Consider the following 26,874-nt stretch of genomic DNA (forward strand, 5'->3'; position numbering starts at 1 on the left):
CGCGATCCCGTCAGCGCAGCATTCGTGCGTACAGCAGGCTGTCCTGCGGTTCGGGACCCATGGTGGGGTACACGGCGTGCCGGGCCAGCCGCCCTTCGAGGACGAATCCGGAGTGCTCCAGCAGCCGCGCCGAGCGCTCGTTCTGCGGGCTGCACGTCGCCCACACGCGATACACGTCGCGGTCGGCCTCCAGCGCCGCCAGCAGCATGTCGAGCACCTCGGACATGAACCCTTTGCCCCACCAGCGCTTCCCCAGGCAGTAGCCGACCTCGACCGAGTGCGACACCGGGCGTCTGCAGCTGGCCAGCCCGATCACGTCGCCGCTGTGGCGCAGCTCGATCACCCACGTGCGCTCCTCGTCGTTGACGTTGAGCTTCTCGGCGATCACCCGGCGCGTTGCCGCCACGTCTCGATGCGGTGCCCACAGCAGGTATTTGGTGACCTCGGGGTCGCGGGCGACCCGCTGGAACAGCGCCCCGGCGTCGTCGAGGATGGGCGGTCGCAGCACCAGCCGGGGTCCGGTGATGCGGTCCGGTGGGTAGGCGACCATGGCGCTCCGTCTCAAAGACCGAGGGCCTGGTAGGTGCGGCGAACGAATCTCGGTTGCGCCGTGCGGAGTTTCGCGAGCGAGGTGTTACCGGCCACCGCCGTTGCGGCGTCCACGCTCAGGTCCGGCAGGTTCTGGATCAGGTAGATCAGGATCAGGTCCGCGGTCGGGTCCGCCTGCCACCACGTCCCGTAGGCGCCGGGCCAACTGAACGTCCCTACGCCGCCCGGCCCGAACAGCGGGAGCGACTTGGCCGGGTCGGTCACCACGGACAGGTTCAACCCGAAGCCGCGACCCACCCAGTACGGGGCTCCCAGGAAGTTGTGCCGCTTCTGTTCGTCGGTGAGCCGGTCGGTCCTCATCAGCCGGGCCGACTCCGGCGACAAGACCCGCACGCCGTCGATCGTCCCCTCGCCGAGCAGCATGCGCACGAAGCGGAGATAGTCGTCGGCGGTCGACCACAATCCCCCACCGGCGTTGCAGAACGAGGGCGGCTTGATGTGCGGCGGGCCCATCACGCCGTGCCGCAGCCGCTCGTTCTCGTCCAGCGAGTACATGGTGGCGGCCCGCCGCCGCGCCTCCGGGGTGACGAAGAAACCTGTGTCGACCATGCCCGTCGGGCCCAGGACCCGCTCGGCGAGCACCTCGTGGAACGGCTTGCCGTCGACGCGGGAAGCGATGACGCCCAACAGGTCTATCGACTGGCTGTAGGTGACCCGCTCGCCGGGCTGATGGACCAGCGGCAGCTTCGCGAGTTCTGCGAGCCAGGCGTCCGGGCCCTGATTGAACGGCAGCCGCATGTAGGCCTTGGAGATCGGTCCCGTCACCGAGAAGGCGTACGCCAGACCGCTGGTGTGGGTGAGCAGGTCCTCGATGAGGATGGTGCGCTGCACCGGGTGCGTCCGGTCGAGGGGACCGTGCGGGTCGTCCAGCACCTGCAGCCCCGCCAACTCCGGTGCCCACCGCGTGACCGGGTCCTTCAGGGTCAGCTTGCCCTCGTCCACCTGGCTCATCACCGCCGCGACCGTGACGGGCTTGGTCATCGACGCGATGCGGAACAGGGTGTCGCGCCGCATGGGCAGACCCGCGTCGATGTCACGGTGGCCGATCTCGTTGACCTGCAGCACTTCTCCGCGCTGCCAGACCAATGTCACCGCACCGGCGAGCAGGCCGGCGTCGCATACCTCGCGGATGGTGGCCTGATTGCTGTCGAGATTCACCCGGTTCAGGGTAGTGACTGTCGTGGTGAACTGTGCGGGACGGGCATCCGTCCTACACTCCGCGCATGGATGCTATCGGGTGGCAGGCCAGGGAGGACGGTCTGCGCGTGCAGGCCGGCTGGTGTGCATCGTTGGCGAGCGCGTTGGCGGCCAACAGCGTGCCAACCGGGTCGGGTTCGTCGGCGCTCGCCAGTGCCGCGGCGGTGGACGCCGCCCACGCACAAGTTGCGGCGGCGGGCCTGAGGTGCGCAACGCGCGTGCAAGCGACCGCTACCAAACTGACGGCCACGTCCGCCCGATACGGCGTGAACGAAGCCCGATCCGCCGACGAGTTCCGGGCGTTGGTGTGCTAAATGACGATGACGGGAGCGGCGCCGACGTTGTCGCACGTGCGGCGCATCGACACCGCATATCTAGTGGAAGCAGCGCGCTCCTGGACGAAGACCGCGCACCTGTGGGAGCAAACCTTCGCCGGCGTCCACGACCGGATGTCCTCTCCGGGCGGCACCCCATGGACAGGTGAGGCGGCCGTCGCCGCGCGGCAGAGCTCCTACCTGAACCTGGTGAAGGTGCGCGGGGCGTCCGACCAGCTGCGTGGGGCGGCTGACGTGGCCCGGCGCGGAGTCGAGCAATTGCGGGCCTGCAAAGAGGCGGTCCTCGAGGCGGTGGAGGATGCGCGCGCCGACGGCTTCGATGTCGGCGACGACGACGGGCGTAACACGGTTCGCGCTGTCGATCTTCACACCTTCAAAGAGGCGCCGAATCCCGAACCAGACCCGCCGCCGGGCGGCTGGAGCAGCGATCCGTTGATGCGGGCGGCGCAGAAAATCGCGTATGGCCACGCGAGCGGGCCCGACGGTCACATGGCCGATTTTCCGAACATGACGAAAGACCAACTCGCCGATTTAATCTACGGAAAAATGAAAATGTCGATCGAGAATCCTGGCGGACTGCAGCTGGGCGCCAGCAAGAGCGATGGGGCGCCGCTCATCTACGACCCGAAAGACAATGTCTTGATTGTGCGGGACAAGAGTGGTGTGGGAGGTGACTGCGGCACCGTGTTCAAACCGGATCAGACAAAGTTCCCTGATTACATAAGAAATAAATTCGGAGCCACCGTAAGAGGCTTCGAGCCCGCCCAGCTTGCCGACGGGCCCGTCCCAGCAGTGCCCGCCGAGCCGCGGCCTGCGCCGGCGCCTGCGGAAGCACCTGCACCCAGGTCGCTGGTGGGGCCCCCGGTCGAACCGCCCGACAAGCCTGGGCCCGGGGTTGGCAAGGGTGGTGGCGGCATGCCGGGGCTACCGTTCGGCGGTGGAATTCCGTGGGACTCTCCGGCTACCGGGCCCCATCCCGTCCATCCACACCACCCCGGCCAGCACCACCGCATGCCGCTGCTCGGCGAACTTCCGGACGACTATGAGGAGTGACGGAACCGGGCGCAATCTTGAGTCGATTAGGTTGAGCATTTGATCGAATCCAGCCCCATCGCAATAGATCTGGTTGACGAAGAGCGCGAGTTCATGGTTCTCGCCCTCAATGAATACGGCGGGACCGCGCAGCACACCTATCGTCTGTTGTGCCCGGTGTTGGGCCTTTCGAATCTCGACGAGTGGGCAACTCTGGTGAACCGGTTGATGACGGCTATCCAGAACAAGGAGCCCCTGTCTGATCTCGACTGGGCGCGGGCGATGTTCCTCACCGACATTAGTTTTGGGAGCACCTTGGTCGGCTCGGGTCTCCGGTTTGGGCCTGCCGCCGATCCCCACTGGTTTGAGGTGATGCGATCGGTTCAACGAAAGATCAGCACTTACTCCCGGTTTCTGTTGCTGGTAGAAAATGCTGGTTACCCCGCTGCGGAATAAATCTTGAGTGCCATGCGGACAACCCGGCCGACACGCAGGAGGAGGTGAGAAGATGACAGGACTGGAACTGGTCTCTAGCGATCTGACCGATGGCGAGCGCGATTTCATCGTGCTCGCTCACAACGAATACCGCGGTCCGGCGAAGCGCGCGTATCGGCTTCTCGGTCGTGTGCTGGGCTGCAGCGACAAAGCAGAGTGGTTCAGTCTGATCGACCGATTGATCGGCACCGTCAAAGGCAGTCACCCTATGAACGAACTCGATTGGGCGCGTGCGCTCTTTCTCACTGAGGTGTCTTTCGAAGCGACCTGGTGGAAAATGCCAGGGGTTCGAACGCAGAGTCAGGGACGGACCAATGACCGAACCCAAGCTTGTGACCATCGACCTGTCTGATGAAGAGCGCGAATTCATGTTCATTGCGCTCAACGAATACGGCGGATCGGCGAAACATGCTTACAAATTTGCTATGTCCGGTCCTCGGGCAGTCCACCGAAAGCGAGTGGTATCAACTCACCCAACGCCTGAGAAAAGCGATCACAGCCAAAGAGCCCCTGTCTGATCTCGACTGGGCGCGAGCATTGTTTCTTGCAGAAATCTGCTTCGGGAGCAATTTGGTGGGAGCGGGTTTAGATTTTGGTCCGGCGGCCGATCAGTAGTGGCTCGGCGTACTGCGCTCTCTCCAATACAAAATCAGCACCTACTCACGCTTTCAGCCACTCGTGGAAAACGCCCGTTACTAGGTCCGCTGCGCGCGGACGGACCAGAACGTCATCTCGACCTGGTTGCCGTCGATCTCGCGGCGCATGGTGGCGGGCTCCAGCGATTCGATCTCCCAGCCGGCGCCGCCCAGCACGTCGCGCAGCGTCTGCTTAGACACCGCCGGCCGCGGCCACTCGTCGTCGGCCGGGTTGGCGTCGGAGAAGCAGCTGATCAACAGGGTGGCGCCCGGCCGGGTCGCGCGGTGCACCGCGGCGGCGTAACTCCGCTTGCCGTCGTCGTCGAGGCAGTGGAACATCCCGCTGTCGATGACGGAGTCGAAGGCGTCGGTGTAGCCATCGAGCTTGGTGGAGTCGGCCACCGCAAATTTGATGTCGACGCCGGCATCATGGGCCCGCCGCTCCGCGGTGATCAGCGCGGTCGGCGCGATGTCCAGCCCCGTCACCCGGAACCCGTTTTGCGCCAGGTAAATGGCGTTGTCGCCCAGCCCGCAGCCGATGTCGAGGACGTCGCCATGCACCCAGCCACTCTCATTCCAAGCGATGACGCTGCCCTTCGGCGCCTTGGTATCCCACGGCGGCGTGGCCATGGCGGGCATGCCCTCTCCGGGGCTCTCGCCACGGTAGAGCGCATCGAAGTCCATGCGCCGCAGGCCGGAGAAACCGGAAGAATTCGCGTCCGTCACTCCCGCCAGCTTAGGCGGCGTGCCTGGCAATGGCCACGCCGATCCTGACCTCTAGCTCGCTGTCGAAGATCTCGACCAGCCCCGGTTTCGGCGGCGCCGTGGAGCGGTAACGAGCCCCGGTCGGCGTGACGAATTCGGCTGTATGACAACCTCTTTCGCCTTGAGAGGTGGTAACACGCCAGCCGGGAGCCTCCTTGGCGTAGTTGCAACGCTCACATGATCCGAGCCCGTTGGCCGCGCTGGTCGGCCCACCGCGGTGCCACGGTTCGGCGTGGTCGCGGTGGCGGATCGGGGCGTCGCAGTAGGGGGTGCGGCACCGCTCGTCGCGCAGCGCGATGAACGTCGCTAGGCCCTTGGGGAAGCGGCGGGCCCGCGATTCCATGGTCAGCAAGGCGCCTGAGCGGGGATGACGGTAGAGCCGGCGCAACGTGGCCCGCGACCGGGCGTCGGCCGCCGCGTTGCTCACCAGGCCGCGTGCCACGCCCGCCGGGATGGGGCCGTATCCGTCCACCACCGCGGCGGTGTCGTCGCGTCCGAGCAGCGTCTCGTCGGTGATCACCAGGTTGACCGCGATCGGCGGGGCCACGTCGGCGGGGCGGCCGGTGACGCGTTCGACCAGCGCGTCCGCCATGACCTGGCCGCGCGTTCGGTTGTCGAAGGTGGTGTCGGCGGACCTCTTGAGAGCGGCGTACACGGCGACGCCGTGCGCCACGGGGAGGAGCGCGGTCACGTAGGTCATGGTGTCGGGGGCCGGGCGGATCGTGACGGTGCGCTCGGATTCGGCCCGGGCCGCGCGACCCACCACCGCCCGCGCGTTCAGGCGGTAGGCGATGCTCCGGGCCGCCGCGGCGATGCGCGCGTCACCCAGCCCGTCCAGGGCGGAGCCGTTCCCGCAGAGCTCGGCGTCCAGCGCGCGCCGGTCCTCGACGTCCAGGCACGCCGATTCCCGCACGATCAGCGTTGCCCGCCACTCGGAGAGCCGCCCGGACTGCAGCGCGGCCAGCGTGTGCGGCATCTCGTACACCAGCGCCTTGGCGAACCCCAGGTGCCTGCCGCCGCGCGCCGGCGAATCCCGCCGCGCCAGCGCGACCTCACTGGCTAGCCCGCGTCCCCGCTGCGCCGCCGGCACGCCGGCTTCGGCCTCTTTCCTGCGACGCAGGGCGTCCAGGGCGGCCGTCATGCGCGCCTGGTCGGCGGCGGCCGCGGACTTGACCGTCTCGAGCGCCGCGATGCGCGCGATCAGCGCCGATTCGTCCGCCGACGGGTCGAGCGCGGGCAATAAATCGAACATGCGTGCGATACTAAACACGCCCACCGACAGGCCGATCCCGGTACTGCGGAGCGAAGTGTTACGCTGCCGGGCAGTCGACATCCTTTAACGGACCGTCCAGAGAGGCGGGGAAGGAGGTCAAGTTTCGTATGGGTGCTGCGGGTGACACCGGCGGCGAATCCCGCGAATTGATGTCGGCGGCCGACGTCGGCCGCACCATTTCCCGGATCGCGCACCAGATCATCGAAAAGACCGCGCTCGACGGTCCCCACGCGCCACGCGTCGTGCTCCTGGGAATTCCCACCCGAGGCGTGCTGCTGGCCCAGCGGCTGGCCGCCAACATCCGCGAATACAGCGGGGTCGCCGTCGCGCACGGCGGCCTCGACATCACCCTCTACCGCGACGACCTGATGCAGAAGCCGCCGCGCCCGCTGGAGGCCACCTCGATCCCCGCCGGCGGGGTCGACGACGCGCTGGTGATCCTCGTCGACGACGTCCTCTACTCGGGGCGGTCGGTGCGCTCCGCCCTGGACGCGCTGCGCGACGTCGGTCGTCCGCGGGCGGTGCAGCTGGCGGTGCTGGTCGACAGGGGCCACCGCGAGCTGCCGCTACGCGCCGATTACGTGGGCAAGAACGTTCCGACCTCCCGGGCCGAGAGCGTGCACGTGCTACTGAGCGAGCACGACGGCCGCGACGGGGTGGTGATCTCCCGATGACGCGCCACCTGCTCGCCGCCGGCGACCTCACCCGCGACGACGCTACGGCCATCCTCGACGACGCCGACCGGTTCGCGCAGGCGCTGGTGGGCCGCGAGATCAAGAAGCTGCCGACGTTGCGCGGCCGCACCGTGATCACCATGTTCTACGAGAACTCCACCCGCACCCGGGTGTCGTTCGAGGTGGCAGGCAAGTGGATGAGCGCGGACGTGATCAACGTCAGCGCGACCGGGTCCTCGGTGGGCAAGGGGGAGTCGCTGCGCGACACCGCGCTGACGCTGCGGGCCGCCGGCGCCGACGCCCTGATCGTCCGGCACCCGGCATCGGGCGCCGCGCACCTGCTCGCCGAGTGGACGTGCGCGAACGGGTCTGGGCCGTCGGTGATCAACGCGGGCGACGGCACGCACGAGCACCCGACGCAGGCGCTGCTCGATGCGCTCACCATCCGCCAGCGCCTCGGGGGGATCGAGGGCCGGCGCGTCGTGATCGTCGGCGACATCCTGCACAGCCGGGTCGCCCGATCCAACGTCATGCTGCTGGACACCCTGGGCGCCGAGGTGGTCCTCGTCGCGCCGCCGACGCTGCTGCCGATCGGGGTCGAGGGATGGCCGGTCACCGTCTCGCACGACTTCGACGCCGAGTTGCCCGCCGCCGACGCGGTGCTGATGCTGCGGGTGCAGGCCGAGCGGATGAACGGCGGCTTCTTCCCATCGGTGCGCGAATATTCGTCGCGTTACGGGCTTTCCGACCGCCGACAGGCGATGCTCCCCGGTCACGCCGTGGTGCTACACCCGGGGCCGATGCTGCGGGGCATGGAGATCTCGTCGTCGGTGGCCGACTCCTCGCAATCGGCCGTGCTGCAACAGGTCTCCAACGGCGTGCACGTCCGGATGGCCGTGCTGTTCCATGTTCTCGTAGGGGCGGAGGAGATCGCGGCGTGAGCGTGTTGATCCGCGGGGTGCGGCTGTACGGTGAAGGTGACCCTGCCGACGTGCTGGTCGCTGACGGCCAGATCGCCGAAATCGGGCCACAGCTCGACATTCCCAGCGACGCCGACGTCATCGACGCGACCGGACACGTGCTGTTGCCCGGCCTGGTCGACCTGCACACCCACCTGCGCGAGCCCGGCCGCGAATACGCCGAGGACATCGAATCGGGTTCGGCCGCGGCGGCTTTGGGCGGATTCACGGCGGTGTTCGCGATGGCCAACACCAACCCGGTGGCCGACAGTCCGGTGGTCACCGACCACGTCTGGCAGCGCGGCCAGCAGGTCGGGCTGGTCGACGTGCACCCCGTCGGCGCCGTCACCGTCGGGCTGGCCGGGGCGGAGCTCACCGAGATGGGCATGATGGCCGCCGGGGCCGCCCAGGTCCGGATGTTCTCCGACGACGGCGTCTGCGTGCACGACCCCCTGGTGATGCGCCGCGCCCTCGAGTACGCCACCGGCCTGGGGGTGCTCATCGCCCAGCACGCCGAGGAGCCGCGGTTGACCGTCGGCGCCGTCGCACACGAGGGACCCGCCGCCGCCCGGCTCGGACTGTCCGGGTGGCCGAGGGCGGCCGAGGAGTCGATCGTCGCGCGCGACGCCCTGCTGGCCCGCGACGCCGGCGCCCGGGTGCACATCTGTCACGCCTCCACCGCGGGCACCGTCGAGATCCTCAAATGGGCCAAACAGCAAGGCATCTCGATCACCGCCGAGGTGACCCCGCATCACCTGATGCTCGATGACGGCAGGCTGACCGGCTACGACGGGGTGAACCGGGTGAATCCGCCGCTGCGGGAGTCGTCCGACGCCGCGGCGCTCCGGCAGGCGCTGGCCGAGGGGATCATCGACTGTGTGGCAACCGACCATGCACCGCACGCCGAACACGAGAAGTGCGTCGAGTTCTCGGCGGCCCGGCCGGGCATGCTGGGGCTGCAGACTGCGTTGTCGGTCGTGGCGCAGACGATGGTGGCGCCCGGGCTGCTGACATGGCGCGGTCTCGCGCGGGTGATGAGCGAAAACCCCGCCCGCATCGTGGGTTTGCCCGACCATGGCCGCCCGCTGGAGGTGGGGGAGCCCGCCAACCTCACCGTCGTCGACCCGGACGCCACCTGGACTGTCGCCGGGTCGGACCTCGCGAGCCGGTCGGCCAACACGCCCTACGAGTCCATGACCCTGCCGGCGATCGTGACCGCGACGCTGTTGCGCGGGAAGGTCACCGCCCGTGACGGAAAGTGCCCCGCATGAATTCGGGCACCCTGGTGGGCTCCCTGATCTTCGCCGCGGTCGTGGTGGTGGTGATCGCGGTGGTGATCCAGCTCATGATGCGCAGTTGGCGGCGCCGCTCGCAGCGCCAAGACGAACTCATCGATGAGCTGCCCGATGTCCCCGACCAGGTGGGCGCGGCGCTCATCACCACCCGCGGCCACTATTGCGGTTCCATGATGGCGCCGGGCTGGAAAGAGCGAATCGCGGCCGGCGACCTGGGTTTCCGCAGCAGAGCGGTGATGACCCGCTATGCGGGGGGAATCTTGGTGGAACGCGTGCGGGCGCAGCCACTTTGGATACCACAGGATTCGATCACCGCCATCCGTGTGGAGCGCAGCATGGGAGGACGGGCCGCGGCCCGGATCGGGATCTTGGCGATCCGGTGGCGGTTGCCCTCGGGCGTCGAGATCGACACCGGCTTTCGGGCGAATCACCGCGACGAATATGCCGAGTGGCTGGAGTCGCAGCAGGAGGGAGCCGCGTGAACAACAAAGCGGTATTGGTTCTCGAAGACGGCCGCGTCTTCACCGGGACGCCGTTCGGCAAGGTCGGGCAGGCGCTGGGGGAGGCGGTGTTCTCCACCGCGATGTCCGGCTACCAGGAGACGCTGACCGACCCCAGCTACCACCGCCAGATCGTGGTGGCGACCGCGCCCCAGATCGGCAACACCGGCTGGAACACCGAGGACGCCGAGAGCCGCGGCGACAAGATCTGGGTGGCCGGATACGCCGTGCGCGACCCGTCGCCCCGCGCGTCGAGCTGGCGCGCCACCGGCACGCTGGAGGACGAGCTGGTCCGTCAGCACATCGTCGGGATCGCCGGCATCGACACCCGGGCCGTGGTGCGCCACCTGCGCAGCCGCGGGTCGATGAAGGCCGGGGTGTTCTCCGGTGCGGCGCTCGCCGATCCAGACGAGCTGCTGGAGCGGGTCCGCGCCCAGGAGTCCATGCTGGGCGCCGATTTGGCCGGCGAGGTCAGCACCCCGGACGCCTACGTCGTCGAACCGGATGTGCCGCAGCGCTTTACCGTCGCCGCCCTCGACTTGGGCATCAAGACGAACACGCCCCGCAACTTCTCCCGGCGCGGCGTCCGCAGCCACGTGCTGCCGGCGTCGGCGACCTTCGATCAGATCGCCGAGCTCAAGCCGGATGGCGTGTTCCTGTCCAACGGCCCCGGCGATCCGGCCACCGCCGACCACGTCGTCGATGTCACCCGGCGGGTGCTGGAAGCCGGCATCCCATTGTTCGGAATATGTTTCGGCAACCAGATTCTGGGCCGGGCGCTGGGCCTGTCGACCTACAAGATGGTCTTCGGCCACCGCGGCATCAACATCCCGGTCATGGACCACGCCACCGGTCGCGTCGCGGTCACCGCCCAGAACCACGGCTTCGCCCTGGAAGGGGAGGCGGGCCAGTCGTTCGACACGCCGTTCGGCCAGGCGGTCGTCAGCCACACCTGCGCCAACGACGGGGTGGTCGAGGGCGTCAAACTCGCCAACGGGCGGGCCTTTTCGGTGCAGTACCACCCCGAGGCCGCCGCCGGACCGCACGACGCGGAGTACCTGTTCGATCAATTCATCGACCTGATGGAGAGCGACCGATGACCGCGAGCGACCGTGTCTGTACGCAGACACGCCGAGAACGCCGTACATACGCGGTCGCTCGCGCGGCCCGGAGCGCCAAGGAAGGGGAACGCTAGTGCCGCGACGCACCGACCTCAACCACGTGCTGGTGATCGGCTCGGGGCCGATCGTCATCGGGCAGGCCGCCGAGTTCGACTACTCGGGCACCCAGGCCTGCCGGGTGCTGCGTGCCGAGGGGCTGCAGGTCAGCCTGATCAACTCCAATCCGGCCACGATCATGACGGACCCCGAGTACGCCGACCACACCTACGTCGAGCCGATCACGCCCGCGTTCGTCGAGAAGGTGATCGCGCAGCAGGCCCAGCGCGGCAACAAGATCGACGCCGTCCTGGCCACACTGGGCGGCCAGACGGCGCTCAACACCGCGGTCGCGCTCTACGAGAGCGGTGCGCTGGAGCGCTACGACGTCGAGCTCATCGGCGCCGACTTCGACGCGATCCAGCGTGGCGAAGACCGGCAGCGGTTCAAGGACATCGTCGCCAAGGTCGGCGGCGAATCCGCCCGCAGCCGCGTGTGCTTCACCATGGACGAGGTCCGCGAGACGGTCGAGGAGGTCGGCCTGCCGGTCGTCGTGCGGCCGAGCTTCACCATGGGCGGGCTGGGATCGGGGATGGCCTATGCCTCCGACGAGGTGGAACGGATGGCCGGCGCCGGGCTTGCCGCCTCGCCCAGCGCCAACGTGCTCATCGAGGAATCGATCTTCGGCTGGAAGGAATTCGAGCTCGAGCTGATGCGCGACGGCAACGACAACGTCGTGGTGGTCTGCTCGATCGAGAACGTCGACCCGATGGGCGTCCACACGGGCGACTCGGTCACCGTGGCGCCGGCCATGACGCTGACCGACCGGGAATACCAGCGGATGCGCGACCTGGGCATCGCGATCCTGCGCGAGGTCGGCGTCGACACCGGCGGCTGCAACATCCAGTTCGCCGTCAACCCCCGGGACGGGCGGCTGATCGTCGTCGAGATGAACCCGCGGGTCTCCCGGTCGAGCGCGCTGGCGTCCAAGGCCACCGGTTTCCCGATCGCCAAGATCGCCGCCAAGCTCGCCATCGGCTACACCCTCGACGAGATCGTCAACGACATCACCAAGGAGACACCGGCCTGCTTCGAGCCCACCCTGGACTACGTCGTCGTCAAGGCGCCGCGCTTCGCGTTCGAGAAGTTCCCCGGCGCCGACCCCGTCCTGACTACCACGATGAAGTCCGTCGGCGAGGCGATGTCGTTGGGCCGCAACTTCATCGAGGCCCTCGGCAAGGTGATGCGGTCGCTGGAGACCACCCGAGCCGGCTTCTGGACGAAGCCGGATCCCGAAGGCGGACTCGACGACGTCCTGAAGCGGCTGCAGACCCCGACCGAGGGGCGGCTCTACGACGTCGAGCTGGCGTTGCGGCTGGGCGGCTCGGTGGAGCAGGTGGCCGAGGCCTCCGGCATCGACCCCTGGTTCGTCGCCGAGATCGACGAGCTCGTGCGGCTGCGCGCGGACCTGGTCGCCGCCCCGGTGCTCGACGCGGACCTGCTGCGGCGCGGCAAGCACAGCGGGCTGTCCGACCGCCAGATCGCCGCTCTGCGACCCGAATTGGCCGGCGAGAACGGGGTCCGCTCGCTGCGCGAGCGGCTCGGCATCCACCCCGTGTACAAGACGGTGGACACCTGCGCGGCGGAGTTCGAGGCCAAGACGCCGTATCACTACAGCAGCTACGAGCTCGACCCCGCCGCCGAGACCGAGGTCGCCCCGCAGGCCGAGCGGCCCAAGGTGCTGATCCTCGGGTCGGGTCCGAACCGGATCGGCCAGGGCATCGAGTTCGACTACAGCTGCGTGCACGCGGCAACGACGTTGAGCCAGGCCGGCTTTGAGACCGTGATGGTCAACTGCAACCCGGAGACGGTGTCCACCGACTACGACACCGCCGACCGGCTGTACTTCGAGCCGCTGACCTTCGAGGACGTGTGCGAGGTCTTCCGCGCCGAGAGCGAGTCCGCCGGCGACGGCCCCGGAGTGGCCGGCGTCATCGTGCAGCTCGGCGGCCAGACCCCGCTCGGCCTGGCGCAGCACCTCGCCGACGTCGGCATCCCGATCGTGGGCACCCCGCCGGAGGCCATCGACCTGGCCGAGGACCGCGGGGCCTTCGGTGACTTGCTCAGCACCGCGGGGCTGCCGGCACCGAAGTACGGTACCGCAACGACTTTCGTGCAGGCGCGCCGGATCGCCGACGAGATCGGCTACCCCGTGCTGGTGCGACCGTCGTACGTGCTGGGTGGGCGCGGCATGGAGATCGTCTACGACGAGGAGACCCTGAAGAGCTACATCACCCGCGCCACCGAGCTCTCGCCCGAGCACCCGGTGCTGGTGGACCGCTTCCTCGAGGACGCGGTGGAGATCGACGTCGACGCGCTGTGCGACGGGGCCGAGGTGTACATCGGCGGCATCATGGAGCACATCGAGGAGGCCGGCATCCACTCCGGCGACTCGGCCTGCGCCCTGCCGCCGGTCACGCTGGGCCGCAGCGACATCGAGAAGGTGCGCCGCGCGACGGAGGGCATCGCGCATGGAATCGGCGTGGTCGGGTTGCTCAACGTCCAGTACGCGCTCAAAGACGACATCCTCTACGTCCTCGAGGCCAACCCGAGGGCGAGCCGTACCGTTCCTTTCGTATCCAAGGCCACTGCCGTCCCACTCGCCAAGGCGTGTGCTCGGATCATGCTCGGCGCCAGCATTTCTCAGCTCCGCGACGAGGGCATGCTGGCCCGCGACGGGGATGGCGCCCACGCGCCGCCGGAGGCCCCGATCGCGGTCAAGGAGGCGGTGCTGCCGTTCCACCGCTTCCGCCGCGCCGACGGGGCGGCGATCGATTCGCTGCTGGGGCCGGAGATGAAATCGACCGGAGAGGTGATGGGAATCGACCGGGACTTCGGCACCGCCTTCGCCAAGAGCCAGACCGCCGCCTACGGGTCGCTGCCGGCCCAGGGCACCGTGTTCGTGTCGGTCGCGAACCGGGACAAGCGGTCACTGGTGTTCCCGGTCAAGCGCCTGGCCGACCTCGGCTTCCGCGTCCTGGCCACCGAGGGCACCGCGGAGATGTTGCGCCGCAATGGAATACCGTGCGACGAGGTGCGCAAACACTTCGAGCCGCCGCAGCAGGGCCGCCCCGCCCAGTCGGCCGTCGAGGCGATCAGGGCGGGCGAGGTCGACATGGTGATCAACACGCCCTACGGCAACTCCGGTCCACGCGTCGACGGGTACGAGATCCGCTCGGTGGCCGTGTCGGTCAACATTCCCTGCGTCACGACGGTGCAGGGCGCCTCGGCCGCCATCCAGGGCATCGAGGCGGGCATCCGCGGCGACATCGGCGTGCGATCGCTGCAGGAGCTGCACAGCGCGATCGGTCCGGGCACCTCGCGGTGACGGGGTTCGGGGCTCGGCTGGCCGAGGCGAAGGCACGCCGGGGCCCGCTGTGCCTGGGCATCGACCCGCATCCCGAGCTGCTGCGGGCGTGGGGGCTGCCCGCGACCGTCGACGGGCTCTCGGCGTTCTGCGACACCTGCGTCGAGGCGTTCGCGGGGTTCGCCGTCGTCAAGCCCCAGGTGGCGTTCTTCGAGGCCTACGGCTCGGCCGGGTTCGCGGTGCTCGAACGCACCATCGCCGCGCTGCGCGCGGCCGGCGTCCTGGTGCTGGCCGACGCCAAGCGCGGCGACATCGGGACGACAATGGCGGCCTATGCCACCGCCTGGGCCGGCGATTCGCCCCTGGCGGCCGACGCGGTGACCGCCTCGCCGTACCTGGGGTTTGGCGCGCTGAGGCCGCTGCTGGAGGCCGCGGCGGCCCACGACCGCGGCGTCTTCGTGCTGGCGGCGACGTCCAACCCCGAGGGGGCGACCGTCCAGCGTGCGGCCTTTGACGGCCGTACGGTGGCGCAGCTCGTCGTCGACCAGGCGGCGGTGGTGAACAGGTCCATGAGCCCCTCGGAACCCGGCTACGTCGGCGTGGTGGTCGGTGCGACGGTGTTCGAGGCGCCCGACGTGAGCGCGCTGGGCGGCCCGGTGCTGGTCCCCGGCGTCGGGGCGCAGGGCGGGCGGCCGGAGGCGCTGGGCGGCCTCGGTGGCGCGGCGCCGGGGCAGCTGCTGCCCGCCGTCGCGCGCGAGGTGCTGCGCGCCGGGCCGGGCGTGGCGGAACTGCGGGCCGCGGCCGAACGGATGCTGGCGGCCGTCGCCTACCTGGGGGCCTAGCTGCGCCCGGGACGGCTCAGTCGGACGCCAGCGCGGCGTCGGGCCGCGCGGTCTCGACGATCACGGTGGTGGCCTTGACGACGGCCACCGCCACGCTCCCGGGCCGGAGCTTGAGTTCCTCGGCCGCCTCGGTGCTCATCAGCGACACGACGGTGAACGGCCCGCACTGCATCTCGACCTGGGTCATGACCTTGTCGCTGACCACCTCGGTCACCAGGCCGACGAACCGGTTGCGGGCCGAGCTGCCGATGCTGAGCGGGTCGGGCGGAGGTGCCGGCGCATTGGTGCGGGCGAACCGGGCCAGATCCTCGCTGGCGATCACCTTGCGGCCGGCCGCGTCGTGGCTGACCGCCAACGTGCCCTGATTGATCCATCGCCGCACGGTGTCGTCGCTGACCCCCAACAGCTCCGCCGCCTGGCGGATCCGCAGGTTCGGCACTGGTCGATCGTAACCGCTGGGCAAGCCGCGTTGAACTGCGCCTACGCGACACGCGCGAGCAGAACGGTGAAATTCGGTGATCCCCGGCACTGCGGCTCACCGGCACCGGAGGAGACCGCCGGTAACGACCGCCGTCATGGCGCCCGCGGTCCGGCCGGCGACGCAAAAGCCCAGGTAGGACGATTATCGCGGCGGACCCGGAGGCCGTCCCGCCACCGCCCCGATGTGCCGGTCGGGGTGGCTCGCGGGGGCGACGCGCGGGGCCCACGCTGGGCGTTTGTCCCCCTCAACCAGGGGGTCGGGTTAGATTTCGTTCCGAACCGTGAGTACGGTCGTCTCCGCTGGCAGAAGTACCCGGCAGAGACAAGAAGAGATCGATTCGGATCGATTGATCGGATACGGAGGAATCGTGGCCCTTCCCCAGTTGACCGACGAGCAGCGCGCGGCCGCTTTGGAGAAGGCGGCTGCCGCACGTCGTGCACGAGCAGAGCTCAAGGACCGGCTGAAGCGCGGCGGCACCAACCTTTCGCAGGTGCTCAAGGACGCCGAGACCGACGAAGTCCTGGGCAAGATGAAGGTTTCGGCGCTGCTGGAGGCGTTGCCCAAGGTCGGCAAGGTCAAGGCGCAGGAAATCATGACCGAGCTGGAGATCGCCCCGACCCGCCGCCTGCGGGGCCTCGGCGATCGGCAGCGCAAGGCCCTGCTGGAAAAGTTCGGCTCCGCCTAACCCGCACCGAGGTGGGCGTACCCACCCGGACGCGCCCATGAGCGCCGGCGGGGGACCGGACACCGAGCGCGGGACCCGTCCCGAGCCGAAAGGCAAGGGGCGCGTGGTCGTGCTGTCCGGTCCCTCCGCGGTCGGCAAGTCAACCGTGGTCAGGTGTCTGCGAGAGCGGATCCCCGATCTGCACTTCAGCGTCTCGGCCACCACCCGGGCGCCGAGGCCGGGTGAGGTCGACGGCGTCGACTACCACTTCGTCACCCCGGCCCGCTTCCAGCAGCTCATCGACGAGGGCGCGCTGCTGGAATGGGCGGAGATCCACGGCGGCCTGCACCGATCGGGCACGCTCGCCGAGCCCGTCCGGGCCGCCACCGCCGCCGGGCGTCCGGTGCTGATCGAGGTCGACCTCGCCGGTGCCAGGGCCGTGAAGAAGGCGATGCCCGAGGCCATCACCGTCTTCCTGGCGCCGCCCAGCTGGGAGGATCTGCAGGCGCGGCTGCTGGGCCGCGGCACCGAGACACCCGAGGCGATACAGCGCCGCCTGGAGACCGCCCGCGTGGAAATGGCGGCCCAGGGCGACTTCGACGAGGTCGTGGTCAACCGACGATTGGAGTCTGCGTGCGCGGAATTGGTATCCTTGCTGGTGGGAACTGCGCCGGGCCCGGCATAACGGCCTGACCAGAAGCAGACCAGATCCCGACGCGATCGAGCATCGAGTTCCCAGCGGTTCACCAACCGCTCTAATCCGCCAGGAGATTGACCTACGTGACACTTCCGCAGTCCGACGCGCAGCTGACCGCCGTCCCCGACCAGTTCGACCCGTCGGCGGGTGGGCAGCGCGCCTACGACACCCCGCTCGGCATCACCAACCCGCCCATCGACGAGCTGCTCGACCGGGTCTCCAGCAAGTACGCCCTGGTGATCTACGCGGCCAAGCGCGCCCGGCAGATCAACGACTACTACAACCAGCTCGGCGAGGGCATCCTCGAATACGTCGGGCCGCTCGTCGAGCCCGGCCTTCAGGAAAAGCCCCTGTCCATCGCGATGCGCGAGATCCACGCCGACCTGCTCGAGCACACCGAGGGCGAGTAACGAGGCAGGGGCCGGGCGCTGTGGAGCGTAAGCGGATCGTCATCGGCGTCTCCGGCGGCATCGCCGCCTACAAGGCGTGCACCGTCGTCCGTCAGCTCTCCGAGGCAGGCCACTCGGTCCGGGTCATCCCCACCGAATCCGCCCTGCGGTTCGTGGGCGCCGCGACCTTCGAGGCCCTCTCCGGCCAGCCGGTGACCACCGGCGTGTTCGAGAGCGTCCCGGACGTGCCGCACGTGCACCTCGGCCAGCACGCCGACCTGGTGGTGGTGGCGCCGGCCACCGCAGACCTGCTGGCCCGCGCGGTCGCCGGCCGGGCCGACGACCTGCTCACGGCGACCCTGCTCACCGCCCGCTGTCCCGTGCTGTTCGCGCCGGCCATGCACACCGAGATGTGGTTGCACCCGGCCACCGTCGACAACGTGGCCACGCTGCGCCGCCGCGGCGCCGTGGTGCTGGAGCCGGCGTCCGGGCGGCTCACCGGCAGCGACAGCGGCGCGGGCCGGCTGCCGGAGGCCGAGGAGATCACCACCCTGGCCCAGCTGCTGCTGGAGCGCCATGACGCGCTGCCGTACGACCTGTCCGGCTGGCGGCTGCTGGTGACCGCCGGCGGCACCCGCGAACCCATCGACCCGGTGCGCTTCATCGGAAACCGGAGCTCCGGCAAGCAGGGGTACGCGGTGGCGCGGGTCGCCGCCCAGCGCGGCGCCCAGGTCACGCTGATCGCCGGCCACACCGTCGGGCTCGTCGACCCGGCCGGCGTCGAGGTCGTCCACGTGAGCTCGGCCGAACAACTCGGTGACGCGGTGTCCAAGCACGCCCCCGAGGCGGACGTCTTGGTGATGGCCGCGGCGGTCGCCGACTTCCGGCCCGCGCACGTTGCCACCGCCAAGATCAAAAAGGGCCCGGACGACCGGGAGGAACCGCCGGCCATCGACCTGGTGCGCAACGACGACGTGCTGGCCGGCGTGGTGCGGGCGCGATCGCACGGCGAGCTGCCCAACATGCGCGCGATCGTGGGCTTCGCCGCCGAGACCGGCGACGCCAACGGCGACGTGCTGTTCCACGCCCGCGCGAAGCTTCGCCGCAAGGGATGCGATCTGCTGGTCGTCAACGCCGTCGGCGACGGCAGGGCGTTCGAGGTGGACAACAACGACGGCTGGCTGCTCGCGTCCGACGGGACCGAGTCGGCGCTGCAGCACGGCTCGAAGACGCAGATGGCCAGTCGTATTGTTGATGCGATCGTTGCGTTCCTGCACGGTGACGGCGGGTAGGCGGCCTGGTTCTGTGCGGCGCCTGGGTAGGTGCTGGGCGATCCCTCGCCCGGACGCACCGCGGCAACACCGGCCGATATAATTCGGCTAACTAATTAATGGGAAGGACTGAGACTGTGAGCGAAAAGGGTCGGCTGTTTACCAGTGAGTCGGTGACCGAGGGCCATCCCGACAAAATCTGTGACGCGATCAGCGACTCGGTGCTCGACGCTCTCCTCGCGGATGACCCCCGCTCACGCGTCGCGGTCGAGACGCTGGTGACCACCGGCCAGGTGCACGTGGTGGGCGAGGTGACGACGACCGCCAAGGAGGCGTTCGCCGACATCACCAACACCGTCCGCGAGCGGATCCTCGACATCGGCTACGACTCGTCGGACAAGGGCTTCGACGGGGCGTCGTGCGGGGTGAACATCGGCATCGGCGCGCAGTCGCCCGACATCGCGCAGGGCGTCGACACCGCGCACGAGACCCGCGTCGAGGGCGCGGCCGACCCGCTCGACTCCCAGGGCGCCGGCGACCAGGGCCTGATGTTCGGGTACGCGATCAGCGACACCCCCGAGCTGATGCCCCTGCCGATCGCGCTGGCCCACCGCCTGTCGCGGCGGCTCACCGAGGTCCGCAAGAACGGCGTGCTGCCGTACCTGCGCCCGGACGGCAAGACCCAGGTCACCATCGCCTACGAGGACAACGTCCCCGTCCGGCTGGACACCGTGGTCATCTCCACCCAGCACGCGGCCGACATCGACCTGGAGCACACGCTGACCCCCGACGTCCGGGAAAAGGTGCTCAACACCGTGCTCGACGACCTGGCACACGAGACGCTCGACACCTCGTCGACCCGGCTGCTGATCAACCCGACCGGCAAGTTCGTCGTCGGCGGCCCCATGGGTGACGCCGGCCTGACGGGCCGCAAGATCATCGTCGACACCTACGGTGGCTGGGCCCGCCACGGCGGCGGCGCCTTCTCCGGCAAGGACCCGTCGAAGGTGGACCGGTCGGCGGCGTACGCGATGCGCTGGGTGGCCAAGAACATCGTCGCCGCCGGGCTGGCCGAGCGGGTCGAGGTCCAGGTGGCGTACGCCATCGGCAAGGCCGCGCCCGTCGGCCTGTTCGTCGAGACCTTCGGCACCGCGACCGTCGACCCGGTCAAGATCGAGAAGATCGTTCCCGAGGTGTTCGACCTGCGTCCCGGCGCGATCATCCGCGACCTCGACCTGCTGCGGCCGATCTACGCGCAGACCGCCGCGTACGGCCACTTCGGCCGCACCGACATCGACCTGCCGTGGGAGCGGCTCGACAAGGTCGACGACCTCAAGCGCGCCGTCTAGGCGCGGTTCCCGGGCAGCGGGTGGTCCGCGTCCAGCGCGGGCAACCCGTCGATGCTGCGCCGGTTGCGCTCGACGGCCCGCACGAACTTGTCGTCGGTCGCCTTGGCGTGGTGCGCGTCGAGGACCGGCCGTTCGTCGACGAGCTCGTAGTAGGGCACCGCGAACCCGCAGGCGTCGGCGATGCGCTCGACGTCGACGACGATGGCGGCGCGCACCCCCGCGTGCTCATCGCCGAAACGGGTTGCCAGGTCGTCGAATTCGGGGTCGTCGGGGCGGACCACCCGCCCCGTGCCGAACAGCCGTAGGATGCGCGAGTTTCGGGTGAACGAGCAGAACATGATGGTGATCCGCCCGTTGTCGCGCAGGTGGGCGATGGTCTCGGCGCCGCTGCCGAACAGGTCGAGGTAGGCGACGGTGCGCTCGTCCAGCACCGCGAAGGTGTCCCGGTACCCCTTGGGGGACAGGTTGATTCGGCCCCCCTCGGACGGGGCGGTCGCCACGAAGAAGACGGCCTGCCGGCCGATGAAGTCCCGAAGCGACTCGTCGAGATGCGGGAATTCCTTTGCCACGCGTGCAGCGTAGCGCTTAGGCCGAGAACCGGTAGTCGTCCAAGTCGAATCGGTGGCTGCGCCAGTACGCCTCGGCCGTCGTGGCGGGACGCAGTGGCACGTCGCCGTTCTTGTCGAAGTAATAGCTGTTGGCCAGCCGGCAACTGTCCTGCCAGAAGATCTGCCGGTGCCGCTTGCGCATCATCTCCGCGAAGTAGCGGGCGTTGGCCTCCTCGGTCACCTCGATGCGGGCGGCGCCGGCGCTTCGCGCCCGCTTCAGGCACCGCACGATGTGATGGGTCTGCGCCTCGATGAGGGCGAAGTAGGACGAGCCGACATAGCCGTAGGGGCCGAACACGCTGAACATGTTCGGGAATCCGGGGACGCTGACCCCCTCGTACGCCTGCAGCCGGTGCTCGTCCCAGAACCGGCTCAACGACGCGCCGCCGCTGCCCGTGACCGCGAACGTCGGGACGCTGTCGGTGTCCATCACCTTGAAGCCCGTGGCGAGAATCAGCACGTCGACCTCGTGATTCTCGCCGTCCGTGGTGGCCACGGCGGACGCCGTGACCTTGTCGATCGGCTCGGTGACCAACCGCACGTTGTCGCGGTTGAACGTGGCCAGGTAGCCGTTGTGGAAGCCGGGCCGCTTGCAGCCGACCGCGTAGCGCGGGGTGAGTTGCTCGCGCACGACCGGGTCGTGGACCTGCCGGCGCAGATACGACCGGCCCGCCGATTCCATCCGCTTGGCGAGCGGAAACACCGTGAAGTACTGCGCCGATAGCGGAAAGGTCAGCTCGACGAACGCCTGGCTGAGCGCGCGCTGCACCACCTTGCCGCCGGGAATGCGCATCGCCCAGCGCGCCGCGGCGGGCAGCGGGACGTCGAACTTGGGGAAGCACCAGATCGGGGTGCGCTGAAAGACAGTGAGCTCCGCGACGATCGGTGCGATCTCTGGAATGACCTGGACGGCCGAGGCGCCGGTGCCGATGACGGCGACGCGCTTGCCGGTCAGGTCCTGGCCGTGGTCCCAGCGCGCGGTGTGCATGGTGATTCCGGCGAACGAGTCGACACCGTCGATGTCGGGCGGCTTGGGCACGGTCAGCACGCCGCTGGCGCTGATCAGGAACCTCGCCGTGACCTCGCCCCCGGGTTCCGTCCGCACCCGCCACAGGGCGTTGTCGTCGTCGAACTCCGCGGCGACCACCTTGGTGTCGAACCGGATTCGTGGGCGGAGCCCGTACTTGTCGACGCAGTGTTCGGCGTACGCCTTGAGCTCCCGGCCCGGCGCGTAGGTGCGCGACCAGCGTGTGCTCTGTTCGAAGGAGAACTGGTAAGAGAACGACGGAATGTCCACCGCGATACCGGGATAGGTGTTCCAGTGCCACGTCCCGCCGACCCCGTCGCCCGCCTCCACGATCAGATAGTCGGGCAGACCGGCCCGGTCGAGCTTGATGGCGGCGCCGATGCCGGAGAACCCGGCGCCGACGATCAGCGCGTGGTGGTCGGGAACGATGGTCATCAGACCCCCTATTCGTGTAGCGCCTTGCGCAACGCGGCCAGCCCGCGGTCGGTGGCCTCGGCCGCGGCGGGGATCACCGGGGCGAAGCTGACATAGCCGTGCACCAGGGTGGGCTCGTGGCTCAGTTCGGCGGGTACCCCCGCGTCGTTGAGCAGTTCGGCGTAGCGGGCGCCGTCGTCTCGCAGCGGATCGTGTCCGGCCGTCCCGATGTAGGCGGGCGGAAGGTTCGAGTGATCGGCCGCGTTCGCCGGGGCCAGGGTGACCGGCAGAGCCTTGGGGTCGGTGACGTCGACGTCGGGCAGGTACCAGTACAGGAACGCGTCGACGACGTCACGGTCCAGCATGGGCGCGTTGGCGTTCTCGATGAACGACGGCAGCGACAGGTCGGCGGACACCATCGGATACCACAGCAGCTGAAAGCTGAGCTGCGGCCCGGCATTGTCGCGCGCCAGGTGCGCCACCACGGCGGCGAGGTTGCCGCCCGCCGAATCGCCGGCAACTGCGATCCGGTCCGGGTTCCCGCCCAGCTCGACGGCGTTCTCGGCAACCCACCGCAGCGCGGCCCAGCAGTCCTCGACCGCGGCCGGGAACGGGTGCTCGGGGGCCAGCCGGTAGTCGACGGACACCACGATCGCCTCGGCGCCGACGGCGTGGGCGCGGGCGACGGCGTCGTGGGTGTCCAGATCGCCGAGCGCGAATCCGCCGCCGTGGAAGAACACGACGACGGGCGCGGGCGAGTCGGCCTCGACATCGCCGGGCCAATAAATGCGGACCGGAATGTCGGCGTGGTCGCCGTACGCGATGGTGCGCTGCTCGATCCGCAGGGCCGGGAGCATCTCCTCGGGCACCTTCAGCAGCCGCAGCCGCTTGCGCGCGGCCTCGACGCCGTCGGCGGCGGTGAACGTCGTCGGGAACGCGTCCAGCAACGACTTGAACGTGGGGTCGATGCCCGGTCGGGCGTTCGCAAGCGGCCATGACGGCTCCGTCATGGGTTCACCGTACGCTTCGCTATTTGCCGTGCAGCCCGGCGCGCAGCGCCGCCAGGCCGCGACCGGCCGCTTCGGTGGCCGCGGGCACCACGCCGGCGTAGCCGAGGTAGCCGTGCACCAGGGTCTCGGCGTTGTGCACCTCGACCGGAACGCCGGCGGCGGACAGCAACTCGCCGTAGCGGATGCCGTCGTCGCGCAAGGGGTCGTAACCGGCGACGGCGATGTGGGCCGGCGGCAGGCCGCGCAGGTTCTCCGCGCGGCCCGGCGCCAATCCCGGCGGCGGGTCGGTCAGGTCGACTTCCCCTGCGTACCAACGGGAGAACGAGGCGACGGCCTTGACGTCGAGGATGGGCGCGGTGGCGTTCTCCGAGAAGGACGGCAGCGTCGGGTCCCACAGCGCGGAGGGGTACCACAACAGCTGGAACGCGATCGGCGGCCCCGCCTGGTCGCGGGCCTGCTGGGCGATCACCGCGGCGATGTTGCCGCCGGCGGAATCCCCGGCGACGGCGATCCTGGTGGTGTCCGCGCCGATGCCGGCGCCGTGCTCGGCGACCCACATCGTTGCTGCCCAGCCGTCTTCGACGGCGGCGGGGTAGGGGTGCTCGGGCGCCAACCGGTAGTCGACCGACACCACGATCGCGTCGGCGGCGACCGCGTGCAGGCGCGCCGTGCCGTCGTGTGTGTCGAGATCGCCCACCACGAAGCCGCCGCCGTGAAAGAAGAGCACGACCGGGGCCGGACCGCCGTCGGTCGGCGGCCAGTAGATCCGGATATCGATCGGTCCGGCCGGCCCGGCGATGGCCCGGTCCTCGACGCGCAACTCGGGATGCAGCGGCCGGCGGGGCAGGTCACGGAACCGCTGGCGCAGCGCGTCGACACCATCCTCGGTTGATAGCCGGAACGGAACCGCATCCAGTACCTTCTGCAAGATGGGGTCGATCGCGGGTTTCTCGTCGGCTGTGTTGTCCAAGCTGGGCATGGAGGTACCGTACGCACCCCGCCTGGTGTCCGGGGCCTGGGTACTGGCCGGGTGGGCCGGGGTGGGCTACGGCGTCTACCTGACGGTGCTCGCGTTGCGTTCCCCGCCCGGTGTTCAGCTGACCGGACACTGGATCCTGCAGCCGCCCTTCAAGGCTTCGATGGCGTTGCTGCTGACGGTCGCGGCGGTCGGTCATGCGATCGTGCGCGAGCGGCGGCTGCTGGTGCCGGCGTTCCTGCTGTCGGCCGTCGGCGACTGGCTGCTAGCGATCCCCTGGTGGACGATGTCGTTCGGCCTGGGGCTGGCAGCATTCCTGTTCGCGCACTTGTTCTTCCTGGCCGCGTTGTTCCCCCTCATCCCGCGGGCGCGGCCGTCGAGCCCACGCCTGGCCGCCGTGGTCCTCATCGGCCTGGGCGTCTTCATCATGCTGGTCTGGTTCTGGCCGCACCTGAGCCGCGACAAGCTGACCATCCCGGTGACGGTCTACATCCTGGTGCTGACCGCGATGGTGTGCGCGGCGCAGCTGGCGCGGCTCCCGACGATCTGGACCGCGGTGGGAGCGGTGTGCTTCGCCCTGTCCGACACGATGATCGCCATCGGCCGTTTCATCCTGGACAACGACGCGCTGGCGGTACCGGTCTGGTGGTTGTACGCCGCGGCCCAGATCCTCATCGCGGCCGGCTTCTTCTTCGGCCGCGAGGAGCCGTACTACGAGGAGTACGGGGCGGACGACGACGTCGTCGAGTGGCCCGTCGAGGGCTTTGAAGAAGGCTTTGAATAGCAACGGTTTTCCCGGTGCGCCGTGACCTCGTCGCGCACGCCGGTCCACGTGGAACCGGTCGCCCGGGTACTGCCGATGCTGTCCGTGCCGCACCTGGACCGCGAATTCGACTACCTCGTCTCGGCCGAACAGTCTGACGACGCCCAGCCCGGCGTGCGGGTGCGCATACGGTTCCACGGTCGCCTGGTCGACGGGTTCGTGCTGGAGCGCCGCAACGACACGGATCATCCCGGCAAGCTGGGCTGGCTCGACCGGGTGGTGTCGCCCGAGCAGGTGCTCACCTCCGAGACTCGCCGCCTGGTCGACGCGGTCGCGGCGCGCTACGCGGGCACCCGCCCGGACGTGCTGCGCCTGGCGATCCCGCCCCGGCACGCCAGGGTGGAGCGGGAACCCGCGCCCGGACGCGCGGCTTCGGTCCCAGAGCCCGTCGACCCGACGGCCTGGGAGGCGTACGGGCGCGGGGGGCAGTTCCTCACCGCCCTGACCGAGGCGCGGGCCGCCCGCGCGGTCTGGCAGGCGCTGCCCGGTGAATCGTGGGCGGACCGATTCGCCGAGGCGGCGGCGCAGACCATCCGGGCGGGGCGCGCGGTGCTCGCGATCGTGCCCGATCAGCGCGACCTCGACCTGTTGCACCGGGCCGCCGCGGCGCGGGTCGACGAGGCCAGCGTCGCGGCGCTGTCGGCGGGGCTGGGGCCGGCCGCGCGGTACCGGCGCTGGCTCGCGGCGCTGCGGGGTGTCGCACGCCTCGTGATCGGAACGCGCAGCACGGTTTTCGCGCCGGTGAGCGATCTGGGCCTGGTCATGGTGTGGGGCGACGGCGACGACAGCCTGGCCGAGCCGCGCGCGCCGTATCCCCATGCCCGGGAGGTGGCGATGCTGCGCGCGCACCAGGCCCGGTGCGCGGCGCTGATCGGCGGCTACGCCCGGACCGCTGAGGCGCAAGCTCTGGTGCGCAGCGGGTGGGCACACGACGTCGTCGCGGCCCGCCCGGTGGTGCGCGCCCGCACCGCGCGGGTGGTCGCGCTCGACGACACCGGCTACGCCGACGAGCGCGACCCCGCGGCCCGAACCGCGCGGATCCCGTCCGTCGCGCTGCGCGCCGCTCGCTCGGCGCTGGCCGCCGGGGCCCCGGTCCTGGTGCAGGTGCCCCGGCGCGGGTACGTCCCGTCGCTGGCGTGCGCGCGGTGCCGCGCCATCGCGCGCTGCCGGCACTGCACCGGCCCACTGTCGTTGCAGGAGCGCGGTGCCGGGATGGTCTGCCGGTGGTGTGGCCGCGCCGAACCGACGCGGCGTTGCGCCCGGTGCGGGTCGGATGCGGTGCGCGCGGTCGTCGTCGGGGCCCGGCGCACCGCCGAAGAGCTCGGGCGCGCGTTCGCCGGAACGCCGGTCGTCACGTCGGCGGGCGAGGCCATCGTGCAGGAGGTCGAGGCCCGGCCCGCCCTCGTGGTGGCCACCCCGGGCGCCGAACCCCGCGCACCCGGCGGCTACGGCGCGGCCCTGCTGCTGGACACCTGGGCGCTGCTGGGCCGGCAGGACCTGCGCGCGGCGGAGGAGGCGCTGTGGCGCTGGATGGGCGCCGCCGCCCTGGTGCGCGCCCGCGGCGACGGCGGCGTGGTGCTGATCGTCGCCGAATCATCAATCCCCACAGTGCAATCGCTGATCCGGTGGGATCCCGTCGGGCACGCCGAGGCCGAGCTGGCCGCCCGCGCCGAGGTGGGCCTGCCGCCCAGCGTGCACATGGCGGCCATCGACGGGTCCGCCGCCGCGGTGGCGGCGTTGCTCGACGAGGCCCGGCTGCCCGACGAGGCCGACGTGCTCGGGCCGGTAGATTTGCCGCCCGGCGTGCGGCGCCCCCCGGGCACCGCCGTCGACGTGCCGGTGGTGCGCATGCTGGTGCGGGTGCCGCGCGAGCAGGGCCTCGCGCTGGCGTCGGCACTGCGCCGCGGGGTCGGCGTGCTCAGCGCCCGGCAGGCGGGCGAGCCGGCGCGGGTGCAGGTCGACCCGCTACACATTGGATAGCGGGACTCTTCCCCGTGGGGACAGTGTTCGTATGAAATAGTGCCTGGCTA

Annotated in this window: 27 protein-coding genes; 18 read left to right on the forward strand and 9 right to left on the reverse strand. The window is 69.8% G+C overall.

Annotated features, from left to right (window positions below; all coding sequences use genetic code 11):
* Positions 1-10: 10 nt before the first annotated feature.
* Both G6N56_RS00710 and G6N56_RS00715 read right to left on the reverse strand, forming a co-directional pair.
* On the reverse strand, positions 11-550 hold the full coding sequence (locus tag G6N56_RS00710) for a GNAT family N-acetyltransferase (RefSeq protein ID WP_085257002.1): 540 nt from the start codon (positions 548-550) through the stop codon (positions 11-13).
* An 11-nt stretch (positions 551-561) separates the two neighbouring features.
* Positions 562-1,767 carry a serine hydrolase domain-containing protein gene (locus tag G6N56_RS00715; RefSeq protein WP_169717538.1) on the reverse strand — a complete coding sequence of 402 codons (1,206 nt, stop codon included), beginning with the start codon at positions 1,765-1,767 and terminating at the stop codon, positions 562-564.
* Between the two features lie 65 nt (positions 1,768-1,832).
* Here G6N56_RS00715 and G6N56_RS00720 point away from each other — a divergent pair, with 65 nt between their 5' ends.
* From G6N56_RS00720 to G6N56_RS00735, 4 genes are read left to right on the forward strand one after another with little or no spacing between them, the layout of a single operon-like run.
* On the forward strand, positions 1,833-2,120 hold the full coding sequence (locus G6N56_RS00720; RefSeq protein ID WP_232069182.1) for a hypothetical protein: 288 nt from the start codon (positions 1,833-1,835) through the stop codon (positions 2,118-2,120).
* A 36-nt stretch (positions 2,121-2,156) separates the two neighbouring features.
* Positions 2,157-3,194 carry a hypothetical protein gene (locus tag G6N56_RS00725; RefSeq protein WP_142280718.1) on the forward strand — a complete coding sequence of 346 codons (1,038 nt, stop codon included), beginning with the start codon at positions 2,157-2,159 and terminating at the stop codon, positions 3,192-3,194.
* A 39-nt stretch (positions 3,195-3,233) separates the two neighbouring features.
* Complete coding sequence (locus G6N56_RS00730) at positions 3,234-3,629, forward strand: hypothetical protein (protein ID WP_085257005.1); 396 nt, start codon at positions 3,234-3,236, stop codon at positions 3,627-3,629.
* Positions 3,630-3,681: 52 nt separating this feature from the next.
* Positions 3,682-4,020, forward strand: a complete 339-nt coding sequence (locus G6N56_RS00735) for a hypothetical protein (RefSeq protein ID WP_142280719.1) — start codon at positions 3,682-3,684, stop codon at positions 4,018-4,020.
* Positions 4,021-4,363: 343 nt separating this feature from the next.
* Here the strand turns inward: G6N56_RS00735 and G6N56_RS00740 are convergent, their stop codons facing one another.
* Positions 4,364-4,996, reverse strand: a complete 633-nt coding sequence (locus tag G6N56_RS00740) for a class I SAM-dependent methyltransferase (protein WP_142280727.1) — start codon at positions 4,994-4,996, stop codon at positions 4,364-4,366.
* A 43-nt stretch (positions 4,997-5,039) separates the two neighbouring features.
* On the reverse strand, positions 5,040-6,320 hold the full coding sequence (locus G6N56_RS00745; protein ID WP_085257006.1) for an HNH endonuclease: 1,281 nt from the start codon (positions 6,318-6,320) through the stop codon (positions 5,040-5,042).
* A gap of 128 nt (positions 6,321-6,448) precedes the next feature.
* Between G6N56_RS00745 and pyrR the strand changes: the two genes are divergently transcribed.
* From pyrR to pyrF, 7 genes are all read left to right on the forward strand, one after another.
* Complete coding sequence (pyrR, locus tag G6N56_RS00750; RefSeq protein ID WP_085257007.1) at positions 6,449-7,015, forward strand: bifunctional pyr operon transcriptional regulator/uracil phosphoribosyltransferase PyrR; 567 nt, start codon at positions 6,449-6,451, stop codon at positions 7,013-7,015.
* Positions 7,012-7,956, forward strand: coding sequence for an aspartate carbamoyltransferase catalytic subunit (locus tag G6N56_RS00755; protein WP_085257008.1), 945 nt, complete (start codon positions 7,012-7,014; stop codon positions 7,954-7,956). The genes pyrR and G6N56_RS00755 overlap by 4 nt, the downstream gene beginning before the upstream one ends.
* Entirely contained in the window at positions 7,953-9,245 is a 1,293-nt protein-coding gene (locus G6N56_RS00760; RefSeq protein WP_085257009.1) for a dihydroorotase, read from the forward strand. The genes G6N56_RS00755 and G6N56_RS00760 overlap by 4 nt, the downstream gene beginning before the upstream one ends.
* Positions 9,242-9,751 carry a PH-like domain-containing protein gene (locus G6N56_RS00765; protein ID WP_085257010.1) on the forward strand — a complete coding sequence of 170 codons (510 nt, stop codon included), beginning with the start codon at positions 9,242-9,244 and terminating at the stop codon, positions 9,749-9,751. Before G6N56_RS00760 ends, G6N56_RS00765 begins: the two co-directional genes overlap by 4 nt.
* Positions 9,748-10,869 carry a glutamine-hydrolyzing carbamoyl-phosphate synthase small subunit gene (gene carA, locus G6N56_RS00770; protein WP_085257011.1) on the forward strand — a complete coding sequence of 374 codons (1,122 nt, stop codon included), beginning with the start codon at positions 9,748-9,750 and terminating at the stop codon, positions 10,867-10,869. The genes G6N56_RS00765 and carA overlap by 4 nt, the downstream gene beginning before the upstream one ends.
* A gap of 94 nt (positions 10,870-10,963) precedes the next feature.
* Positions 10,964-14,314 carry a carbamoyl-phosphate synthase large subunit gene (gene carB / locus G6N56_RS00775; protein ID WP_085257012.1) on the forward strand — a complete coding sequence of 1,117 codons (3,351 nt, stop codon included), beginning with the start codon at positions 10,964-10,966 and terminating at the stop codon, positions 14,312-14,314.
* Positions 14,311-15,135 carry an orotidine-5'-phosphate decarboxylase gene (gene pyrF, locus G6N56_RS00780; RefSeq protein WP_085257013.1) on the forward strand — a complete coding sequence of 275 codons (825 nt, stop codon included), beginning with the start codon at positions 14,311-14,313 and terminating at the stop codon, positions 15,133-15,135. Before carB ends, pyrF begins: the two co-directional genes overlap by 4 nt.
* Positions 15,136-15,151: 16 nt before the next feature.
* Here pyrF and G6N56_RS00785 read toward each other — a convergent pair whose 3' ends face one another.
* Positions 15,152-15,574 (reverse strand): TOBE domain-containing protein, encoded by a 423-nt coding sequence (locus G6N56_RS00785; RefSeq protein WP_085257014.1) that lies wholly within the window; start codon positions 15,572-15,574, stop codon positions 15,152-15,154.
* A 409-nt stretch (positions 15,575-15,983) separates the two neighbouring features.
* Between G6N56_RS00785 and mihF the strand changes: the two genes are divergently transcribed.
* The 5 genes from mihF (at position 15,984) to metK (ending at position 19,986) form a co-directional block, all read left to right on the forward strand.
* Entirely contained in the window at positions 15,984-16,301 is a 318-nt protein-coding gene (gene mihF / locus G6N56_RS00790; RefSeq protein ID WP_067415791.1) for an integration host factor, actinobacterial type, read from the forward strand.
* A 37-nt stretch (positions 16,302-16,338) separates the two neighbouring features.
* On the forward strand, positions 16,339-16,965 hold the full coding sequence (gmk, locus tag G6N56_RS00795; protein ID WP_085257015.1) for a guanylate kinase: 627 nt from the start codon (positions 16,339-16,341) through the stop codon (positions 16,963-16,965).
* Between the two features lie 95 nt (positions 16,966-17,060).
* On the forward strand, positions 17,061-17,387 hold the full coding sequence (gene rpoZ / locus G6N56_RS00800) for a DNA-directed RNA polymerase subunit omega (RefSeq protein ID WP_085257016.1): 327 nt from the start codon (positions 17,061-17,063) through the stop codon (positions 17,385-17,387).
* A 20-nt stretch (positions 17,388-17,407) separates the two neighbouring features.
* Positions 17,408-18,658 (forward strand): bifunctional phosphopantothenoylcysteine decarboxylase/phosphopantothenate--cysteine ligase CoaBC, encoded by a 1,251-nt coding sequence (gene coaBC, locus G6N56_RS00805; RefSeq protein WP_085257017.1) that lies wholly within the window; start codon positions 17,408-17,410, stop codon positions 18,656-18,658.
* Between the two features lie 116 nt (positions 18,659-18,774).
* Positions 18,775-19,986 carry a methionine adenosyltransferase gene (gene metK / locus G6N56_RS00810; RefSeq protein ID WP_085257018.1) on the forward strand — a complete coding sequence of 404 codons (1,212 nt, stop codon included), beginning with the start codon at positions 18,775-18,777 and terminating at the stop codon, positions 19,984-19,986.
* Here metK and G6N56_RS00815 read toward each other — a convergent pair.
* Genes G6N56_RS00815 through G6N56_RS00830 form a run of 4 tightly spaced genes read right to left on the reverse strand, consistent with a single transcriptional unit; the run spans position 19,983 to position 24,024 of the window.
* A complete protein-coding gene (locus tag G6N56_RS00815; RefSeq protein ID WP_085257019.1) occupies positions 19,983-20,555 on the reverse strand; it encodes a pyridoxamine 5'-phosphate oxidase family protein in 573 nt (190 codons plus the stop codon). The two genes, metK and G6N56_RS00815, sit on opposite strands and share 4 nt — an antisense overlap.
* Positions 20,556-20,571: 16 nt before the next feature.
* Entirely contained in the window at positions 20,572-22,050 is a 1,479-nt protein-coding gene (locus tag G6N56_RS00820) for a flavin-containing monooxygenase (protein ID WP_142280728.1), read from the reverse strand.
* 14 nt (positions 22,051-22,064) lie between these two features.
* Complete coding sequence (locus G6N56_RS00825; RefSeq protein ID WP_085257021.1) at positions 22,065-23,045, reverse strand: alpha/beta hydrolase; 981 nt, start codon at positions 23,043-23,045, stop codon at positions 22,065-22,067.
* A gap of 19 nt (positions 23,046-23,064) precedes the next feature.
* A complete protein-coding gene (locus G6N56_RS00830) occupies positions 23,065-24,024 on the reverse strand; it encodes an alpha/beta hydrolase (RefSeq protein WP_085257022.1) in 960 nt (319 codons plus the stop codon).
* Here G6N56_RS00830 and G6N56_RS00835 point away from each other — a divergent pair.
* Together G6N56_RS00835 and G6N56_RS00840 are read left to right on the forward strand one after the other, a co-directional pair.
* The gene (locus tag G6N56_RS00835; RefSeq protein ID WP_085257023.1) at positions 24,023-24,805 is read left to right on the forward strand and encodes a lysoplasmalogenase; all 783 of its coding nucleotides are present in this window, start codon (positions 24,023-24,025) and stop codon (positions 24,803-24,805) included. The two genes, G6N56_RS00830 and G6N56_RS00835, sit on opposite strands and share 2 nt — an antisense overlap.
* A 75-nt stretch (positions 24,806-24,880) precedes the next feature.
* Entirely contained in the window at positions 24,881-26,824 is a 1,944-nt protein-coding gene (locus tag G6N56_RS00840) for a primosomal protein N' (RefSeq protein ID WP_085257094.1), read from the forward strand.
* The last annotated feature ends 50 nt before the right edge of the window (positions 26,825-26,874 follow it).

The sequence above is a fragment of the Mycobacterium saskatchewanense genome, from assembly GCF_010729105.1.
GTDB classification, from domain to species: Bacteria; Actinomycetota; Actinomycetes; order Mycobacteriales; family Mycobacteriaceae; genus Mycobacterium; species Mycobacterium saskatchewanense.

Coding starts and splice junctions, on each gene's coding strand:
- G6N56_RS00710 (WP_085257002.1), bottom strand. CDS start 550: ATGGTCGCCTACCCACCGGACCGCATCACCGGACCCCGGCTGGTGCTG.
- G6N56_RS00720 (WP_232069182.1), top strand. CDS start 1,833: ATGGATGCTATCGGGTGGCAGGCCAGGGAGGACGGTCTGCGCGTGCAG.
- G6N56_RS00735 (WP_142280719.1), top strand. CDS start 3,682: ATGACAGGACTGGAACTGGTCTCTAGCGATCTGACCGATGGCGAGCGC.
- G6N56_RS00745 (WP_085257006.1), bottom strand. CDS start 6,320: ATGTTCGATTTATTGCCCGCGCTCGACCCGTCGGCGGACGAATCGGCG.
- pyrR (WP_085257007.1), top strand. CDS start 6,449: ATGGGTGCTGCGGGTGACACCGGCGGCGAATCCCGCGAATTGATGTCG.
- G6N56_RS00755 (WP_085257008.1), top strand. CDS start 7,012: ATGACGCGCCACCTGCTCGCCGCCGGCGACCTCACCCGCGACGACGCT.
- G6N56_RS00765 (WP_085257010.1), top strand. CDS start 9,242: ATGAATTCGGGCACCCTGGTGGGCTCCCTGATCTTCGCCGCGGTCGTG.
- gmk (WP_085257015.1), top strand. CDS start 16,339: ATGAGCGCCGGCGGGGGACCGGACACCGAGCGCGGGACCCGTCCCGAG.
- G6N56_RS00825 (WP_085257021.1), bottom strand. CDS start 23,045: ATGACGGAGCCGTCATGGCCGCTTGCGAACGCCCGACCGGGCATCGAC.
- G6N56_RS00835 (WP_085257023.1), top strand. CDS start 24,023: ATGGAGGTACCGTACGCACCCCGCCTGGTGTCCGGGGCCTGGGTACTG.
- G6N56_RS00830 (WP_085257022.1), bottom strand. CDS start 24,024: ATGCCCAGCTTGGACAACACAGCCGACGAGAAACCCGCGATCGACCCC.
- G6N56_RS00840 (WP_085257094.1), top strand. CDS start 24,881: ATGCTGTCCGTGCCGCACCTGGACCGCGAATTCGACTACCTCGTCTCG.